We start from the raw sequence: 16,062 nt of genomic DNA on the forward strand, positions 1-16,062 counted from the left end.
AGTAGTAGAGGTATCCCTTGAGCGACGAAACCAACAAGCCCACCAAACGCCGGTTTATTGCCGGCGCCGTCTGTCCACGCTGTAGCGAGATGGACAAGATCGTCAATTACAAACTGGGCGATAAGAATTATCGTGAATGTGTGGCCTGCGGTTTCAAAGATGAAATTCGACTGCAGGCCTCGGTCCGGGAATTGGACACCCGGGTCAATCAAACCGAAGACAGGGAAGTGGAAGAAACCGCGGTGAAGATTCTGTTGCCGCCGTCTGAAAAAAAATAACCAAAACGATTTCCACGTGAAAAAGCTCCTTTCCTTGATCGCCGTGGCGATTACCCTCGTTGTCGCGAGCCTGTACTGGCTCGACCACCAGCGCCAGGTGCGTGAACAGCAGCAGGAAATGACCGCGCACCTGATTACCCGCTGTGTAAATCAGGGGCTGTTGTCACTGTTTGTACTGCAGAGCAATGACTGGGCAAAACAGCCCAAGCTCCTGGATGTCGAGACCCGCCGGTTAAAACAACAGACACAGGCCCTGCCGGATGCCATTCTTGTCGGCAAGCCCTTTGCTGACTGGCAGGCTGCGCTTGAGGTGTGTGATCGATTGACGGAAAACAGTAATCGACTGCACAAAACCATTTTCCATCCGCTCACAGATATGGCGAAAAAAGACATCTGGGAGTTGGGCACGGCCAAGAGTGCGCCTTTCCAGGAGCGGCGCAAAAAAGCGATGTACCGCAGTAAAACTGCCGCAGATGCAGCGGATCAGTACATGCAGGAATTAGAGGTGGATGTAAAACACTGGCTGGATGTCAGTCGTATGTCGCCTGAAGCGCGCGCCCTCGCCGACCAGCAATTGCGCGATTTTATTTTCCAGAAGTATCACAAGGGGCGTTTCAGTAAACGCCGTGTTTTGCAGTATTTGGAGCGCCAGGAAGCCTTTTATCAATTGCTCACCGACAATACCAGAGGGTTTACACTCCGCGGTGGCAGTCTGTTTTTTTACAATAAAGCCCTGCACCGAAAGGTGGACGACCTGAATCGTTCCCTGATGCATGGTGAGGCAGATTTTTTTGCCAGCTGGCGACAAATTGTTGTGCAGTGATGTGTGTCGATGCGAGAGGCCGAGAAGCGTTGGTGCGTGAGGTGGCATAGATCCTACGGCTGCGCGATCGCGTTATTCGAAGCGGTGCACCGGAAATACTAGTGGGATAAATCTACCTGGCGGTTAATTGACGGCCCGCGCAATTCTATTTGCATATGCTGGGCAAAGTCGGGCCATTGACCGGGCACATCGTCGAAGCGCTGCTTATACAAAATCATCGAGATCAGGTGTTCCGGATCCAGCTCCGCTGGCTCGAAGCGCTGCAACAAAATATCGGCGAGCCCATCCAGCTGGCACGCCAGACTCTCCCCCAGCAACTCCCGCACCACCAGGTTGGCCACCATCGGATCCATCGGCAATAACGGCGTGCCGCATACCGGCTGCAACACATCGTTGATCTCTTCCATGATGCGATGCGCCAGATACGCCTCGTCGAGAATCGAGCCGAGGCCATGCTGTTCCGGCTGTCGCTCAGGGATTTCGCTAAAGCTGTGTGCAATCAGCTCCTGCACTGGGTGGAAGTCCATGCCGCCGGCATCACACAGTGCTTCCAGACGCTTTAGCCAGGCAGGAATAACCTGGATATACCGGATCACAAAACAGGTGAGGTGGAGTGGTGCGTCCCGCTCGGGCAAGTGGATACTGCGATGCAGGTTGGGCAGAGTTTTGTGCAGCGAATGGCGAAAGCGACTTCGGGCCTGCTCTGCGGCCACGGCACGCTCAATGCACTGCTGGATCAGTTCATAATGGTCAGACATACGCCGAAACGAAAACGGTGAAACCGCGTCCTCGTTTCATTGTTCGCCTATTTCCCCGGGACTTTGTGGTCCAGAACTGCTCCAGAAATAGAGCAAACAAAATGTGCGCAACAAGACTGCCTAACGAAGGATGAGGAATCCGTACCGTAGCTCCAATTACAGCCAATAATTCTTTTTAGTGTAGTTATAAAAGTAGACCATCAATCCGATAGAGCGTGCGACAAACCACAAAAAAAGGCTGAACCAGATGCCAGTGTTATCCAGCTGGCGTGTAAGCCACCAGCTTGGCAGGAATACGATGACGGTAGCGATGAACATGGTGTCACGCATCTGCCGGCTCTTGCCTGCGCCGATGAAAACCCCGTCCAGTTGATAACTCCACACCGCCACCATGGGCAGTGCACACAACCAGGGGTAGTATGCGTTTGCCGCCGACAGTACTGCGGGGATGTTGGTAAAAAGCGGCAGTATCCAAAATTTTCCGCTCACCAGTATCGCGGTAATCCCAACGGCGGTAACCAGCGCCAGCCCCCCCGCGGCGCGATTGGTGCGGCGGAACTGGGCCATCGATTTTCTGGCTACTGACTGACCCACCAGGGACTCGGTGGCATGCGCGAATCCGTCCAGCGCATAGGATGTCATCATCAACAGCTGCAGTAGGATCGCGTTGGCTGCAAGTACCGTGTCCCCTTGCGCCGCACCCTGTGCGGTGAAAAAGGTGAGGGTAAATAACAGCAGGCAGGTGCGTACGAACAGGTCGCTGTTGATCCGCAATAACTCCAGCCACGGTGCAATGTTTTGCCACGGCCAGAAGGCAGTATTGCGCAATACCTGTGCCATTTCCTGGGGCGTGTCGCGATGGCGCAGGTGCAGCAGCCACCAGCCCATGCCGAAGCTGCACAGGTCCGCACACACCGATGCCCAGGCCGCGCCGCGGGCGCCCATGCCGAGGCCGAGAATCAATACCAGATCCAGCACAATGTTCAACAGGTTGGCGGTGACCAGAATCGCCAGCGGCGCGCGGCTATCCTGACGGCCAATAAAAAATCCCAGCAGGGCAAAGTTGGCGAGCGCAATGGGGGCGCTGAGCAGGCGGATTTGCAGGTAGTCCCGCGCGTGCGGGGTTGCCTCGGCACTCGCATTCATCCACTGGGTGACCAGTGGCAGCAGTGGCGAGGCTAGCAGCAACAGCAGGGTGCCGAGCAAAAACGCCAATCCCAGCGCGCGCAGTAACCACGACGCCCCGCTGTCGCTGGCGCGCGCCACCAGGCTGGTAGTGCCCATGCGCAAAAAGCCGAACGCCCACAGCAACATGGAAATTACGCTGGCGCCGATGGCGACCCCGGAAAGGTATTCCGGACTGGGCAGGTGACCGAGCACAGCTGTATCCACAGCCCCCAATAGCGGCACAGTAATGTTGCTCAAAATCATGGGCCAGGCGAGGTGCCAGACCCGCAGGTAGGGAGCCAGCTGGCGGCGCCTGGTGACGCGCGTCTGCGCCGATGAATTTTTCATGTAAGTTGGCGGTTTAATTGACTTTCTTCTGACGATGTGTTTCTGTTGAACACGCTAGATGCGACAAAAAGACACAGGTTGTTGGTTGTACCTTCCGGGCGACGACATCTGAAGTAAAAATAACAAGTTGCACTGACGGCAGTATCGCGCAGTCGAGGTCATCGCCCGGTGTGCGAACAGTGTATGTAGTCTTGGTTTACTACAGCGTGTCCACATTCATAATGTGTGGATGTGTTCCCGATCTCGTGGTCGGGGCAGACTCCAGTCCTCCGAACAGCCAGCCGCTGTTTACGGGTTTTGCTTATTTGTGGTTTTTCACGCCGCGATCTCGCTCGGGTATTTGCCCGTGCGTCAGGTTCGTTGTCGTGCGACCTCCGTGAGCGACCCGCGAGAATAACAAACATGGAGATCTGCAGGCGATGTTGATGGGCATAAAACGGCTGTTCGCCTTCCTGACCCTAGCGACGATTGCACCCGGTGTTCTTGCACAGGAAACTGCGCAGAACGTGGAGGGGGGCGCGGCACGCTGGGGGGTCAATATGACCCAAGGGGTAACCGAAGTTTCCCGTACCACTTACGATTTGCACATGTTGATCTTCTGGATCTGTGTGGCGATCGGCGTAGTGGTGTTCGGCGTGATGTTTTACAGCATGTGGCGTCACCGCAAGAGCAAAGGCTATGAGGCCGCACAGTTTCACGAGAGCACATTGGTGGAGCTGGCCTGGACTATCGTCCCCACCTTGATCCTGATCGGCATGGCGATTCCCGCCACCAAAACCCTCTACGATATCTACGACACCAAGGAAGCCGATCTGGACATCATGATCACCGGCTACCAGTGGAAGTGGAAATACGACTACATGGGTTCCGATGTTTCCTTCTTCTCCAACCTCTCTACCCCGCAGTCGCAAATCAACAATCAGCAGCCGAAGGCAGCCAACTACCTGCTCGAGGTGGATGAGCCGCTGGTAGTGCCGATCAATAAGAAAATCCGCTTCCTGATTACGGCAAATGACGTAATCCACGCGTGGTGGGTGCCCGATCTGGCAGTGAAGAAAGATGCGATTCCCGGTTTTGTAAACGAATCCTGGACGCGCATTGAAGAACCCGGCATTTACCGCGGCCAGTGTGCGGAGCTGTGCGGTAAGGACCACGGCTTTATGCCCATCGTGGTCAAGGCAGTGCCGGAAGACGAATACCATTCCTGGTTGAGCGACCGCGCCGCTGCCGCTGCGCGCATCAAAGAACTCACCAATAAAACCTTCACGTTTGACGAGCTCTACGCCCGCGGCGAGGAGATCTACAACAGTGCTTGTGTCGCCTGTCACCAGGCCAAGGGTGAGGGTATCCCCGGTACCTTCCCGGCCATTGCCGGTTCCAAGATTGCCACCGGTCCGATGGATGCTCATATGAGCATGGTCGTGGATGGCTCACCGAGCAATCCGGCAATGCAGGCGTTTGGCGCACAGCTGAGTGAAGTCGATCTGGCTGCGGTCATCACCTATCAGCGCAGTGCCTTCGGCAACAATATGGGCGACACCGTGCAGCCCATTGACGTTCTCAATTTCAAGAATAAGTAAGTAAGAGCCGAGAGGAGTTTAGTTATGGCACACGGTCCGAAACCCGGTTTTACCCGCTGGCTCTACACCACTAACCACAAAGACATCGGCTCGATGTACCTGTGGTTCAGTTTTGCGATGTTCCTGCTAGGCGGTTGTATGGCGCTGGTAATCCGCGCCGAATTGTTCCAGCCCGGACTGCAGATTGTGCAGCCCGGTTTCTTTAATCAGATGACCACCATGCACGGCCTGATCATGGTGTTCGGTGCGGTGATGCCCGCGTTTGTGGGGCTTGCCAACTGGATGGTGCCGATGATGATCGGCGCACCGGATATGGCCCTGCCGCGGATGAACAACTGGAGCTTCTGGATTCTGCCGTTCGCGTTTGCGATGCTGACATCCACGCTGTTCATGGAAGGTGGCGCACCCGATTTCGGCTGGACTTTCTACGCCCCACTCTCCACTGAGTATGCGCCGCCCAGCGTGACCTTCTTTATCTTTGCCGTGCACATTATGGGTGCCTCATCCATTATGGGTGCGATCAATATCGTGGCCACGATTCTGAATATGCGCGCACCGGGCATGACCCTGATGAAGATGCCGCTGTTTGTGTGGACCTGGTTGATTACCGCTTACCTGCTGATCGCGGTAATGCCGGTACTGGCCGGTGTGGTCACCATGATGCTGATGGACATCCACTTCGGTACCAGCTTCTTCAGTGCCGCCGGTGGTGGTGACCCGGTATTGTTCCAGCATGTGTTCTGGTTCTTCGGCCACCCCGAGGTGTACATCATGATCCTGCCGGCATTCGGCATTGTGTCGGCGATTATTCCCACCTTCGCGCGCAAGCCGCTGTTTGGTTACAGCTCCATGGTTTATGCCACCGCGAGTATCGCTTTCCTCAGCTTTATCGTGTGGGCGCACCACATGTTTACCGTGGGCATGCCCATTGCCGGTGAGCTGTTCTTTATGTACGCCACCATGCTGATCGCGGTGCCTACCGGCGTGAAGGTGTTCAACTGGGTAACCACCATGTTCCGGGGCTCGATGACCTTCGAGACCCCAATGCTGTTCTCCATTGCCTTCGTGATTCTGTTTACCATCGGCGGCTTCTCCGGCCTGATGCTGGCGATCGCCCCGGCGGACTTCCAGTACCACGATACCTATTTCGTTGTGGCGCACTTCCACTACGTGCTGGTACCCGGTGCCATCTTCTCGATCACCGCCGGCGTTTACTACTGGCTGCCGAAGTGGACCGGCAACATGTACAACGAGTCCATGGGTAAAGTGCATTTCTGGCTCGCCTTTGTCGGCCTGAATGTTACCTTCTTCCCGATGCACTTTGTTGGCCTGGCCGGCATGCCGCGCCGTATTCCCGACTACGCACTGCAGTTTGCAGACTTTAACCAGATTGCCAGCGTGGGCGCCTTCCTGTTTGGTGCCGCGCAGATCTTGTTCCTGTTCAATGTGATCCGCACCGTGCGCGGTGGCAAGAAGGCGACCGATGAAGTTTGGGAAAACCCGGAAGGGCTGGAGTGGAGCGTGCCGTCCCCGGCGCCGTACCACACTTTCAGCACGCCACCGGTCGTACGTTAATCCGGAATTGAGAGGGCTGGCATCATGGCACTGAGCGCAAATGCAAAAACCACAGCCAAGTTAACGACCCTCGCGGTCGGCATGCTCGGCTTTGCGCTGTTCGTGATGCCGCCTCTCTACGATGCCTTTTGTGAAATAACCGGCCTGAATGGCAAAACCGGCGGCCGCTACGAAGCGGTGCCGGCAGCGGTCGATACAGAGCGCACCGTCAAAGTGCAGTTTGTGGCGAGCAATAACGAAAACATGCCTTGGGAATTCAAACCCGGCATGGTCGAAATACGTGTGCACCCCGGTGAGGCAGTGGATACCGTATTTCACGCGCGCAATCCCACCGATCGTGAAATGATCGGCCAGGCTATCCCCAGCCTGGTGCCCTTCAAGGCTGCCAACTATTTTCACAAGACCGAGTGCTTTTGCTTTAACCAGCAATCACTCGCCGCCGGCGAAACCGCTGAATTGGGGCTGCGCTTTATCGTCGACCCCGATCTGCCCGTCGGCGTGAATACCATTACGCTTTCCTACACGCTGTTTGATGTCACGGAAAGATTTGCCAAACAAGCGAACAACAAAAATACCGACTCCGAGCGAGAGGGATAAAAACTATGGCCACTGAAAGCAGCTACTATGTGCCCGAGCAGTCCCGGCTGCCCATCTTCGCCACCATCGGCATATTCCTGATGGCGTTTGGCGCCGCTACCTGGATCAATGGCGGCAGCTCCTATATTTTCTTTGCCGGCAGCCTCGCGATGGCCACCGTGTTGTGGTTCTGGTTTGCCGCGGTGATTAAAGAAAACATGCAGGGGCTCAATAGTGATCAGCTCAAGCGCTCTTACGTGTGGGGCATGGGTTGGTTTATTTTTTCCGAGGTCATGTTCTTCGCCGCCTTCTTTGGTGCGCTGTACTACATCCGGACCTTTACCCTGCCATGGCTCGGTGGCGAAGGTGACCGCGGTTCTTCGAATATGCTGTGGGAAGGCTTCCAGAATACCTGGCCACTGATGGTGACTCCGGAGCAGGCCGTGAGCGGTGATGCGGCAAAAGTGGTCGGCCCCAAGGGTATTATCGACCCCTGGCACCTGCCATTGATTAACACCGTGCTGCTACTCGCTTCCAGTGTCACCGTGCATATCGCGCACGTGTACCTGAAAAAGGGTAACCGCAAAGGCTTTAATTGGTGGCTTACCGCAACTGTTGCCTTGGGTGGCGCCTTTCTGTTCTTCCAGGTCGAAGAATACCTCGAAGCCTACCAGCATCTTGGTCTGACTCTGGAATCCGGAATTTACGGTACGACCTTCTTTATGCTGACCGGTTTCCACGGTATGCATGTAACACTCGGCACGATTATGCTGCTGATCATGTTACTGCGTTCGGTGATTGCGAATCACTTCAAGCCGGACGATCATTTTGGCTTTGAAGCGGCCAGCTGGTACTGGCACTTCGTAGATGTGGTTTGGGTAGGTCTGTTCATCTTCGTTTACGTGCTGGGCGCCTAACGAAAAATTAGGGGTGGATACCTTTGGGTACCCACCCCTTCACCGAATCAGTATTTATTCGCCCAAGGTGCGGTGTTGGAAAGTATGCCGCTGTCGAAGCCATACCAGATAGCTAAAAGTAGCAGGGCAGCCAGAGAAACTCGAATGCCTAATGCATAAAGGGAACGTTTTGATTCCGGTGCGCCCATGTCGCGCAACAGAAAAAAGAGTGCACTGGTCAGGCTGGCCAGTACCGCGAGAAACAACAACACAATTATTGCTTTAAGCCACATAACAAACGCCACTTATTGAAGTATTTATTGGCATGATAGCTCCCAAAAAATCGCAGCAACAACGCGATCAGGCAGTACAGACCGGGAACTCCGCCCATTCCGCGCAATTGGCAAAAGGCCAGGATAATTTAGCGCGGGGGGCCAGTGTAGCATTTATCCGCAACTGGCCACTGACCGTTCTGAGTATATGTTTTTTTCCCCTTTTGCTAGGGCTGGGTAACTGGCAGCTAGAACGGGCGGCGGAAAAAGAAGGTATCCAGCAGCAGGTCGACGCACGTCTCAGTGCACAGCCCATCAAAATATCCGAGCTAAAAGTCCCCGCGACCTATACCCCGGTGCGCCTGTTGGGGTTTTATACCGATGAATACTTTCTCCTGGATAACCGCACCCGTCACGGCCGTGTCGGTTATGAGGTTCTGCAGGTATTTGAGACCGGTAGCGGCAGCGCAGAAAAGTCGCGCTGGCTGATCAATCGTGGATGGATACCGGCAAGCAGTCACCGTGACCAGTTGCCGCAAGTGTCCTATCCATTAGCGGCCAAGGTAATTACCGGCTTTCTCTACCCGAATGGTGATTCGTTTGCGGGCGACGATGCTCTGCCGGCGGTTGCTGTCCATGGTCGCATCCAGTCACTGGAACAGTTGCGCGCGCATAACACCGGGCTGCAACAACCGGACTGGCATATTCGTTTGAGCGCAGATTCCGATACGGCGCTGCTAACCGATTGGAAATTGTTGACCACCAGTCCGGCCAAGCACACGGGTTACGCAGTGCAGTGGTTCACCATGGCTTTCGCCCTGGTAGTGATGTGGCTACTGGCTGCGACCAGCCTTGGGCAAATAGTGCGAGAAAAGTGGTTTAAATAAACACCAAAACAGACATAATCAACGCATAACAATAACTAACACTCGATTGGACCTGTGTCCGGTTATGAGTGTGATAGCGAGGTACTCACGTGACTGAGCAAACCCAGATCGAACCTGAAGCACAGCCTGATTCTCAGCAGGCGTCCCCGTCTCCATTACCTGCGCCGCGGGGTGGTTTGAGTCGCCTGGCCGGCATGAGTGTGGTCGCGTCGGTGGCACTGCCGATGCTCGCGGCCTACATCATTTTTTACACCGGTGTAGGCATGCCCACGGATACGGTGAATCAGGGCGAGCTGCTCACGCCGGCCCAGGACCTCGCTGAAATTGACCTACTGGCTGACGATGGCAATGCGGTTGACCTTGCGATGCAGGAGCCGAAATGGCGCTACCTGATTGTGGGCGGAGAAAACTGCGCAGGAGAGTGCGAAAAGCTCCTCTATACCACGCGCCAGGTGCACATCCGCCTGGGTGAAAAATCTCGCCGTGTGGAGCGGCTGCTGGTAACCGGTGCGCCGCTTACGGAGCTCCGTCATAGTATTCTTGCCGATCAGCACCCGAAGCTGCGCTTTACCACCACCGACCAGCAAAAACTGGATGAGTGGTTGGCGGATAGTGACCACGCAGAATTGAAACGCCCCAGTGCGCTGCTGGTGGATCAACAGGGCTACGCCATGATGGTGTACGACAACACCCACAACGGCAATCAGCTACTTAAGGATATCAAGCGACTGCTGAAGTACTCCTACGAGAAGTAACGGGAACAGGAGAAAGCAATGGATGTGGAATCAGACATCACCGAGCTGAGAAAAAACTACAAGCAGGATTGGCGGTTTCGTCTTGCCTTAATCGGCACCGGGCTTGCGGTAGTCGTGGTGGTGCTCGGCGCATTTACCCGTCTCGCCGATGCCGGCTTGGGTTGTCCAGACTGGCCTGGTTGCTACGGTCATCTGCTGTGGCCGGATAACCAGAGTGAAATCGCCGCGGCCAATGCCGCCTTCCCGGATACCCCGGTAGAGACCGACAAGACCTGGCCGGAAATGGTGCATCGCTATTTCGCCGGTATGTTGATGCTACTTGTGGCCGGTCTTACCTATTTGTTCTGGCGGCGTCGCGGCCATCGCGGCTTTATCCAGAGTCACATCCTGCTCGGCCTGATCACGCTGCAGGCGGCATTTGGAATGTGGACCGTGACGCTCAAGCTGTGGCCGCAGGTCGTGACCCTGCACCTGCTTGGGGGTATGGCGACCCTGTCGGTGTTGTGGATGTTGTCCGAGCGTTTGCGCTATCGCAAACGACTGATTCCCGCCCACGAATTTACCGCGCTGCAACGGCTGCGCCCGCTGGCGATCGCTGCCGTGGTAGTGGTTGGGTTACAGATTGCTCTGGGTGGCTGGACCAGTTCCAACTATGCAGCGCTTGCTTGCCCGGACTTTCCCAAGTGCCACGACCAGTGGTGGCCCACCGCAGACTTTGCCGAGGGATTCAATATTGCCCAGCAAATCGGGCCCAATTACCTCGGCGGTGCATTGGAGAATGATGCACGCACCGCTATTCACCTGACCCATCGCATCGGCGCGATTATCGTCACCCTGATTGTGAGCTTGCTGGCGGTACTCGCATGGCGCGCCGGCTCGCCACGCTGGGGGCAGGGTTTGCTGGTCGTGCTGGCCTTGCAGGTGGCGCTGGGTATCGCCAACGTGGTGATGTTCCTGCCGCTCCCCATTGCGGTGGCACACAATGCCGGTGCGGCACTGTTGCTATTGAGCTTGCTGACCTTCTGTTACCGCATCAATACGGTGCAGCCAGCGATCAAGCAATATCCGTAAAAAGTATTGGTAGAGGATTGAAAAGAGTATTGAGAGGAGGGTTAAGTAGTACCTCTCGGTTGAATTGGTTGAACGAAGGGAAGCCCTGATCGGGACTCCCTGCCACCGGGTAAACCTTGCCCGTTGGCAACGCTTGCTCGATAGCGACCTTTGCGCTGCGCCCATAAAAGTCAGACGCAAGCGGCCGCATATAACAACGACAACGAGGTGGTAACCATGAGTACCCAGGCAGTACCGGTCCAACGCGCCAGCTGGCGCGATTACTATGAGCTCACCAAACCCCGTGTGGTGATGCTGATGATTCTCACCTCGGTGATCGGCATGTTGCTGGCGGTACCTGGCATGGTGCCGTTGGACATATTGATACTGGGTAATCTGGGTATCGCCCTGTGCGCCGGTGGCGCCGCGGCGGTAAACCACCTGGTGGACCGCCAGATTGATATCAAGATGGCGCGCACCACCAATCGGCCGGTGGCACGCGGTCGCGTCGAGCCGCAAAAGGCCCTGATGTTTGCCATGGCTCTCGGTTGCGCGGGCATGGCAATTCTACTTGTGTTTGTGAACGCGCTTACCGCCTGGTTAACGCTGCTGTCTCTGCTGGGTTACGCGGTGGTCTACACCATGTTTCTCAAGCGCGCGACGCCGCAAAATATTGTGATTGGTGGCCTCGCCGGCGCGGCACCGCCATTACTGGGTTGGGTCGCAGTAACCGGTGAAATTCATGGCCACGGCCTGCTGCTGGCACTGATTATTTTTGCCTGGACACCACCGCACTTCTGGGCGCTTGCGGTACACCGCCGCGATGATTACGCCAAGGCGGAAATCCCCATGTTGCCGATTACCCACGGAGTGCAATACACCAAAGTCCATATTTTGCTGTACACGTTTATTTTGTTTGCGGTCTCGCTGTTGCCATTTGCTACCGCCATGCTCGGCTGGTTGTATCTGCTGGGCGCGGTGGTGCTGGGTATTGGTTTCCTGTACTGGGCGGTGGAAATGTTGCGCGATCGCAACCCCAACGCGGGCATGGAAACATTCAAGTACTCGATCATCTATTTGATGGCGCTGTTCTGCATTATGTTGCTGGATCATTATCTGGTTGCACTACCAACCAGTGGAGTCTGAGATGGGTGAGAATTCGCAGCACACGGCCACGCAAAAGCGGGGAATATTTTTAACCGTCGGCGTTCTGGTTTTATTTATGGTCGCGGTGATGGCCGGTTTCCTGAATAAAATGAACCAGCCGCGGGTAATCAGCGATACCGAGTTACGCCTCAATGGTGCAATCAAGCTGGAGCGCCCACGTATTCTCGACGAATTCGATCTGATTGCAGATACTGGTAGTGCCTTCAAAACGACGCAGCTCGAAGGGCGTTGGACACTGGTGTTTTTCGGGTTTACCCACTGCCCGGACGTATGCCCGACCACCATGGCGACGCTAAATAATTTTTATCAGACACTGGATGAAGAAACCCGGAAAACCACCGATATTTTACTGGTGTCGGTAGACCCAAAGCGGGATACACCAAAACAACTACATGACTACGTGCGCTACTTCAATCCGGAATTTGCCGGGGTAACCGGTGAGTTTCTGAACCTGAAGCGCTTTGCGAACCAGTTGAATGTACCGTTTAACAAGGTGCCTCTGGAGGATGGTAACTATACCGTCGACCACGGCTCGCAAGTGGTATTGATTAATCCCCGCGGTCACTACCATGGCTTTTTCAAGGCGCCACTGGATCCGGCCAAAATGAAACTGACCTACCGCTCAATGAGAGCCACGTTCACCGGCTGAAGGGACGGGGTTCACTGAAGTAATCGACAACAGGCGCTATGATGGCGCCTGTTCCCATTCGACCTATTGAAAATGGATTTTCTATGTTTTCTCTTAGTGTTCGGCGGGGGGCGCCGGAAATTGCCGCGCGCGAACCATTCGACGGCAAATCGCTCTGGTTACCCGCCGCTTTTCTCTGCTTTCTGGTCATTCCCTTTGGCTGGATTGGTGTGTTTGCGCCGGCCATCTGGCTCGGCCTGGTGGCGATGGAAAGTGCCCACGGCTGGAAAAAAGCCATCAGCTTTTTGATTACCGGTTTGTTGATGTTGCTGGTCAACAGCGGCGTTGTTCCGGGCAATGAACACATATTGTTGATGGAACCCTATCGGGATGCATCGGCCAATCTGATTTACCCAAGCTTCCGTCCCGCCAAGGCGGTCATTGCGCTGACCATCGTGTTGTTTATGTTGGTGCGACCGCAACCGCTAAAGCGCAACGACCTGCCCTGGATCGCGCTTGCGATTGCGTTACCCATCGCGTTGGCAGCGATGGTTCTCGATTTCGCCCCGAAACTGACCGCCACGATCGCGCTTGCGGCACTGCTCAACTTTGTTGTGGTGTGCATTGCCGAGGAGGGCTTTTTCCGCTGGGTGTTACAGCGCGGTCTTGGCCTGTGGCTTAAGCGTTGGCCCTGGATCGCCACCATACTGGTGACACTACTGTTCGTCTCCCTGCATACCGGCTGGGCGGCCTCGTCGACGATGCTTGCACTGGTCGGTGTGGCTGGTTTTGGTTACGCGCTGCTGTGGCAGTTGCGCGGTAGTTTCTGGGCCTGTGTGCTCGCCCACTGGGGGGTTAACCTGCTGCATATGACGCTGCTCGCCTATCCAGGGTGAGAGTCCAGGGTGAGAGTCCAGGGTGAGAGTCCAGGGTGAGAATCCGGGGTAAGAATCGTCGAGGTGCGCAAGCTGCGCGCTTGAACTAATCTGAAAAGACCGGTTTTTGACGCGTAAGTCTGTGAAGTTGAATCTGAGCACTGGCAAACATGCGGTTTAAATGGCTGCCTTTTGGCCGGCGCCTGCTGGGGTACCTGGGCATTGCCATGGTATTACCGTGGGTGATCTGGTTTATCGCTGGCCTGTTCGGGTGGGAGCCGTCGTTGATCACCACCTTCGGCGTTCCCGGATTGCGCATTCCGGCATCTTTCGCTATTGGCGGGCTGCTAATTGCCGCGATCGGCTTCTGGCAAGACTAAACTTTTGGGGCAAACTGCAACTAGGTGCCGCAAATGTTTCGGTTGTCTGACCTGTTTATTTTTCTCGCCGTGGGGATTTCCTTCGCCCTTTCCAGTTATCTCTGGTTCAACGGCTACCGTGAGCAGGGCGTGTTTACCGCCCTCTGGGTGCCGAGTATTCTCGCGTTTGGTATTTACGTAAAAGTTTCTGCGCTGCTGGCGCGCAGCGAGTAGTCATGTCTGACCAACTGATCTTTTACGTCGGCTTGGCGGTTTTTGTGTTGATGCTGATTGGTATCGGCCTCACGGTGTATGCGTTTCACCGCGCGGGAAGTGAACCGGTGACACCGGCCCACAAAGGACAAAGGCGGGGGCCGCACCAGGGCAGTTAATCGATGTCGCCGTCATGCACACGCGGTGCGCACATGCCCCAGCAGGAAAAACAGACTCGCCGCCAGCACAATGGATGGCCCAGCGGGGCTGTCCCATACCACTGACATGGTGAGTCCCACCACCACCGATACACAGCCGATCAGGGACGCGAAGCCGGCCATCTGCTCCGGTGTTGCTGACAAGCGGCGTGCGGTTGCTGCCGGAATGATCAGCAGCGCGGTGATCAGCAGTACCCCGACGACTTTCATGGCGATGGCGATCAACAGCGCCAGCATCAACATCAGCGCCAGGCGGACTTTGTCCACTGGCACGCCTTCCACTGCGGCGAGTTCTTCGTGCAGGGTAAACGCTAACAACTTAGGCCACAGGTACCACAACAGGGCCGCAATAATGACCGCGGCCACCGCCATCAGCGCCAGATCCTGCGACGATACCGCGAGCAGGTCGCCGAGCAGCAGCGACAGCAAATCCACATTGATCTTCAGCAGGCTCATGGTCACGATGCCCAGGGCCAACATGCTGTGAGAAAGGATCCCGAGCAGGGTATCTACCGACAGGTTCTGGCGGCGCTGAAAGTACACCAACAGCAATGCCAGCACACAGCTGCTCGCGACCACCGCCAGTGTCGGCTGAATATGCAATACAAACCCCAGGGTGACCCCAAGCAGTGCTGAGTGCGCCAGGGTATCGCCGAAATAGGCCATGCGCCGCCACACTGCGAAGCAACCCAGCGGTCCGCTGACCACCGCCACCAGCAGGCCGGCCGCCAGCGCGTACCAGAGGAATGTGGAGCTCAGTAGTTGTGACCAGTCCATTAATCTCGCCCCCCTGAATTCTTCCGCTTCCCGGGCGTTCGCACACCTGGCCGGGAGGGCGCAGGTGTTAGCGCATGCGCATGGTCGTGATCACAGCACTCATCCACCACGTCGCCGCTCAAATCGTGGTGGTGATTGTGGTGGTGCGTATACAGGGCGAGCTTGTCGCCAAACATTTCAAGGTACACCGGGTCTTTGCTTACCTGCTCCGGGTGCCCGTGGCAGCAAATGTGTTGGTTGAGGCATAACACGCGATCGGTCGCCGCCATCACCAGGTGCAAATCGTGCGACACAAGCAACACGCCGCACTGCAGCTCGTCGCGCAGCTGCGCGATTAACTGATAGACCTCGCTCTGCCCACCGACGTCGACGCCCTGGGTGGGTTCGTCGAGTACCAGCAACTGGGGTTTGCGCGCCGCCGCGCGTGCCAGCAACACCCGCTGCATTTCGCCACCGGACAGGTCGGTAAGGCGGGCGTTCGCCAGGTGCTTGGCTGCCACACGGTCGAGGGCTGCGGCGGCACTGACATCGTCGATACCGAGCTGCAAAAACCGCGAGACGGTCATCGGCATACTGGAGTCAATCTGCAGGCGCTGTGGCATATAGCCCAGTCGCAGCGCCGGTCGCCGCTCGATCGTGCCCGACGTGGGTTTGGTCAACCCGAGCAACAGGCGCAACAAGGTCGTCTTGCCTGCACCATTGGGGCCGATCACGGTGACGATCTCTGCGGGTCGCAGCTCCAGCGTAATATCCCGCAACAGTTGCCGGCCACCAATATTCAGGCCGAGGTCGTGGGCGCGGATGAGCGGGGTGGATGAACTCAGGGGAGACTCCAGACTGGTTAGAGAGGGATTTTGCCT

At 56.1% G+C, this 16,062-nt stretch carries 20 protein-coding genes; 15 read left to right on the top strand and 5 right to left on the bottom strand.

The genetic code is table 11. From position 1 onward, the window contains the following. The first annotated feature begins 17 nt into the window (after positions 1-17). The gene (locus LCM31_RS05815; protein ID WP_224868305.1) at positions 18-278 is read left to right on the top strand and encodes a YheV family putative zinc ribbon protein; all 261 of its coding nucleotides are present in this window, start codon (positions 18-20) and stop codon (positions 276-278) included. A 16-nt stretch (positions 279-294) separates the two neighbouring features. Next, on the top strand, positions 295-1,101 hold the full coding sequence (locus LCM31_RS05820) for a hypothetical protein (protein ID WP_224868306.1): 807 nt from the start codon (positions 295-297) through the stop codon (positions 1,099-1,101). Between the two features lie 98 nt (positions 1,102-1,199). Here the strand turns inward: LCM31_RS05820 and LCM31_RS05825 are convergent, their stop codons facing one another. Beyond that, complete coding sequence (locus LCM31_RS05825) at positions 1,200-1,859, bottom strand: hypothetical protein (protein WP_222247961.1); 660 nt, start codon at positions 1,857-1,859, stop codon at positions 1,200-1,202. Positions 1,860-2,015: 156 nt separating this feature from the next. Continuing rightward, positions 2,016-3,374: an MATE family efflux transporter gene (locus LCM31_RS05830; RefSeq protein ID WP_224868307.1), complete on the bottom strand. Its 1,359-nt coding sequence runs from the start codon at positions 3,372-3,374 to the stop codon at positions 2,016-2,018. 419 nt (positions 3,375-3,793) lie between these two features. Between LCM31_RS05830 and coxB the strand changes: the two genes are divergently transcribed. The 4 genes from coxB to LCM31_RS05850 are packed head-to-tail and all read left to right on the top strand — an operon-like array spanning position 3,794 to position 8,022. After that, entirely contained in the window at positions 3,794-4,954 is a 1,161-nt protein-coding gene (coxB, locus tag LCM31_RS05835; protein WP_224868308.1) for a cytochrome c oxidase subunit II, read from the top strand. A 24-nt stretch (positions 4,955-4,978) separates the two neighbouring features. Continuing rightward, positions 4,979-6,529: a cytochrome c oxidase subunit I gene (ctaD, locus tag LCM31_RS05840; protein ID WP_224868309.1), complete on the top strand. Its 1,551-nt coding sequence runs from the start codon at positions 4,979-4,981 to the stop codon at positions 6,527-6,529. A gap of 24 nt (positions 6,530-6,553) precedes the next feature. Further along, positions 6,554-7,126, top strand: coding sequence for a cytochrome c oxidase assembly protein (locus LCM31_RS05845; protein WP_224868310.1), 573 nt, complete (start codon positions 6,554-6,556; stop codon positions 7,124-7,126). Positions 7,127-7,131: 5 nt separating this feature from the next. Continuing rightward, on the top strand, positions 7,132-8,022 hold the full coding sequence (locus tag LCM31_RS05850; protein ID WP_222230793.1) for a cytochrome c oxidase subunit 3: 891 nt from the start codon (positions 7,132-7,134) through the stop codon (positions 8,020-8,022). A gap of 47 nt (positions 8,023-8,069) precedes the next feature. Here the strand turns inward: LCM31_RS05850 and LCM31_RS05855 are convergent, their stop codons facing one another. Then, positions 8,070-8,294, bottom strand: coding sequence for a DUF2909 domain-containing protein (locus LCM31_RS05855; RefSeq protein WP_224868311.1), 225 nt, complete (start codon positions 8,292-8,294; stop codon positions 8,070-8,072). 32 nt (positions 8,295-8,326) lie between these two features. Here LCM31_RS05855 and LCM31_RS05860 point away from each other — a divergent pair, with 32 nt between their 5' ends. The 9 genes from LCM31_RS05860 (at position 8,327) to LCM31_RS05900 (ending at position 14,386) form a co-directional block, all read left to right on the top strand. Then, positions 8,327-9,160 carry an SURF1 family protein gene (locus LCM31_RS05860; RefSeq protein WP_224868313.1) on the top strand — a complete coding sequence of 278 codons (834 nt, stop codon included), beginning with the start codon at positions 8,327-8,329 and terminating at the stop codon, positions 9,158-9,160. An 89-nt stretch (positions 9,161-9,249) separates the two neighbouring features. Next, positions 9,250-9,915, top strand: a complete 666-nt coding sequence (locus LCM31_RS05865) for a hypothetical protein (RefSeq protein ID WP_224868315.1) — start codon at positions 9,250-9,252, stop codon at positions 9,913-9,915. An 18-nt stretch (positions 9,916-9,933) separates the two neighbouring features. Further along, entirely contained in the window at positions 9,934-10,986 is a 1,053-nt protein-coding gene (locus tag LCM31_RS05870) for a COX15/CtaA family protein (protein WP_224868317.1), read from the top strand. Between the two features lie 216 nt (positions 10,987-11,202). Next, complete coding sequence (gene cyoE, locus LCM31_RS05875) at positions 11,203-12,111, top strand: heme o synthase (RefSeq protein ID WP_224868319.1); 909 nt, start codon at positions 11,203-11,205, stop codon at positions 12,109-12,111. Between the two features lies 1 nt (position 12,112). Further along, positions 12,113-12,781, top strand: a complete 669-nt coding sequence (locus LCM31_RS05880; protein WP_224868320.1) for an SCO family protein — start codon at positions 12,113-12,115, stop codon at positions 12,779-12,781. Positions 12,782-12,864: 83 nt separating this feature from the next. Beyond that, positions 12,865-13,656: a CPBP family intramembrane glutamic endopeptidase gene (locus LCM31_RS05885; RefSeq protein ID WP_224868323.1), complete on the top strand. Its 792-nt coding sequence runs from the start codon at positions 12,865-12,867 to the stop codon at positions 13,654-13,656. Positions 13,657-13,805: 149 nt separating this feature from the next. Continuing rightward, on the top strand, positions 13,806-14,015 hold the full coding sequence (locus LCM31_RS05890; protein WP_224868325.1) for a hypothetical protein: 210 nt from the start codon (positions 13,806-13,808) through the stop codon (positions 14,013-14,015). A 33-nt stretch (positions 14,016-14,048) separates the two neighbouring features. Further along, a complete protein-coding gene (locus tag LCM31_RS05895; protein WP_224868326.1) occupies positions 14,049-14,228 on the top strand; it encodes a hypothetical protein in 180 nt (59 codons plus the stop codon). A gap of 2 nt (positions 14,229-14,230) precedes the next feature. Beyond that, a complete protein-coding gene (locus LCM31_RS05900; protein WP_224868328.1) occupies positions 14,231-14,386 on the top strand; it encodes a hypothetical protein in 156 nt (51 codons plus the stop codon). Positions 14,387-14,398: 12 nt separating this feature from the next. Here the strand turns inward: LCM31_RS05900 and znuB are convergent, their stop codons facing one another. Continuing rightward, entirely contained in the window at positions 14,399-15,202 is an 804-nt protein-coding gene (gene znuB, locus LCM31_RS05905; protein ID WP_224868330.1) for a zinc ABC transporter permease subunit ZnuB, read from the bottom strand. Then, positions 15,202-16,026 (bottom strand): zinc ABC transporter ATP-binding protein ZnuC, encoded by an 825-nt coding sequence (gene znuC / locus LCM31_RS05910; RefSeq protein ID WP_224868684.1) that lies wholly within the window; start codon positions 16,024-16,026, stop codon positions 15,202-15,204. The genes znuB and znuC overlap by 1 nt, the downstream gene beginning before the upstream one ends. Positions 16,027-16,062 lie beyond the last annotated feature (36 nt).

It is taken from the genome of Microbulbifer agarilyticus, assembly GCF_020171345.1.
In the GTDB taxonomy this organism is placed as follows: Bacteria; Pseudomonadota; Gammaproteobacteria; order Pseudomonadales; family Cellvibrionaceae; genus Microbulbifer; species Microbulbifer agarilyticus_D.

Bases quoted from the DNA above. Each gene is read 5' to 3' on its own strand.
- LCM31_RS05825 (WP_222247961.1), bottom strand. From the start codon at position 1,859: ATGTCTGACCATTATGAACTGATCCAGCAGTGCATTGAGCGTGCCGTG.
- LCM31_RS05830 (WP_224868307.1), bottom strand. From the start codon at position 3,374: ATGAAAAATTCATCGGCGCAGACGCGCGTCACCAGGCGCCGCCAGCTG.
- coxB (WP_224868308.1), top strand. From the start codon at position 3,794: ATGTTGATGGGCATAAAACGGCTGTTCGCCTTCCTGACCCTAGCGACG.
- ctaD (WP_224868309.1), top strand. From the start codon at position 4,979: ATGGCACACGGTCCGAAACCCGGTTTTACCCGCTGGCTCTACACCACT.
- LCM31_RS05845 (WP_224868310.1), top strand. From the start codon at position 6,554: ATGGCACTGAGCGCAAATGCAAAAACCACAGCCAAGTTAACGACCCTC.
- LCM31_RS05850 (WP_222230793.1), top strand. From the start codon at position 7,132: ATGGCCACTGAAAGCAGCTACTATGTGCCCGAGCAGTCCCGGCTGCCC.
- LCM31_RS05855 (WP_224868311.1), bottom strand. From the start codon at position 8,294: ATGTGGCTTAAAGCAATAATTGTGTTGTTGTTTCTCGCGGTACTGGCC.
- LCM31_RS05860 (WP_224868313.1), top strand. From the start codon at position 8,327: ATGATAGCTCCCAAAAAATCGCAGCAACAACGCGATCAGGCAGTACAG.
- LCM31_RS05870 (WP_224868317.1), top strand. From the start codon at position 9,934: ATGGATGTGGAATCAGACATCACCGAGCTGAGAAAAAACTACAAGCAG.
- cyoE (WP_224868319.1), top strand. From the start codon at position 11,203: ATGAGTACCCAGGCAGTACCGGTCCAACGCGCCAGCTGGCGCGATTAC.
- LCM31_RS05880 (WP_224868320.1), top strand. From the start codon at position 12,113: ATGGGTGAGAATTCGCAGCACACGGCCACGCAAAAGCGGGGAATATTT.
- LCM31_RS05885 (WP_224868323.1), top strand. From the start codon at position 12,865: ATGTTTTCTCTTAGTGTTCGGCGGGGGGCGCCGGAAATTGCCGCGCGC.
- LCM31_RS05890 (WP_224868325.1), top strand. From the start codon at position 13,806: ATGCGGTTTAAATGGCTGCCTTTTGGCCGGCGCCTGCTGGGGTACCTG.
- LCM31_RS05895 (WP_224868326.1), top strand. From the start codon at position 14,049: ATGTTTCGGTTGTCTGACCTGTTTATTTTTCTCGCCGTGGGGATTTCC.
- LCM31_RS05900 (WP_224868328.1), top strand. From the start codon at position 14,231: ATGTCTGACCAACTGATCTTTTACGTCGGCTTGGCGGTTTTTGTGTTG.
- znuB (WP_224868330.1), bottom strand. From the start codon at position 15,202: ATGGACTGGTCACAACTACTGAGCTCCACATTCCTCTGGTACGCGCTG.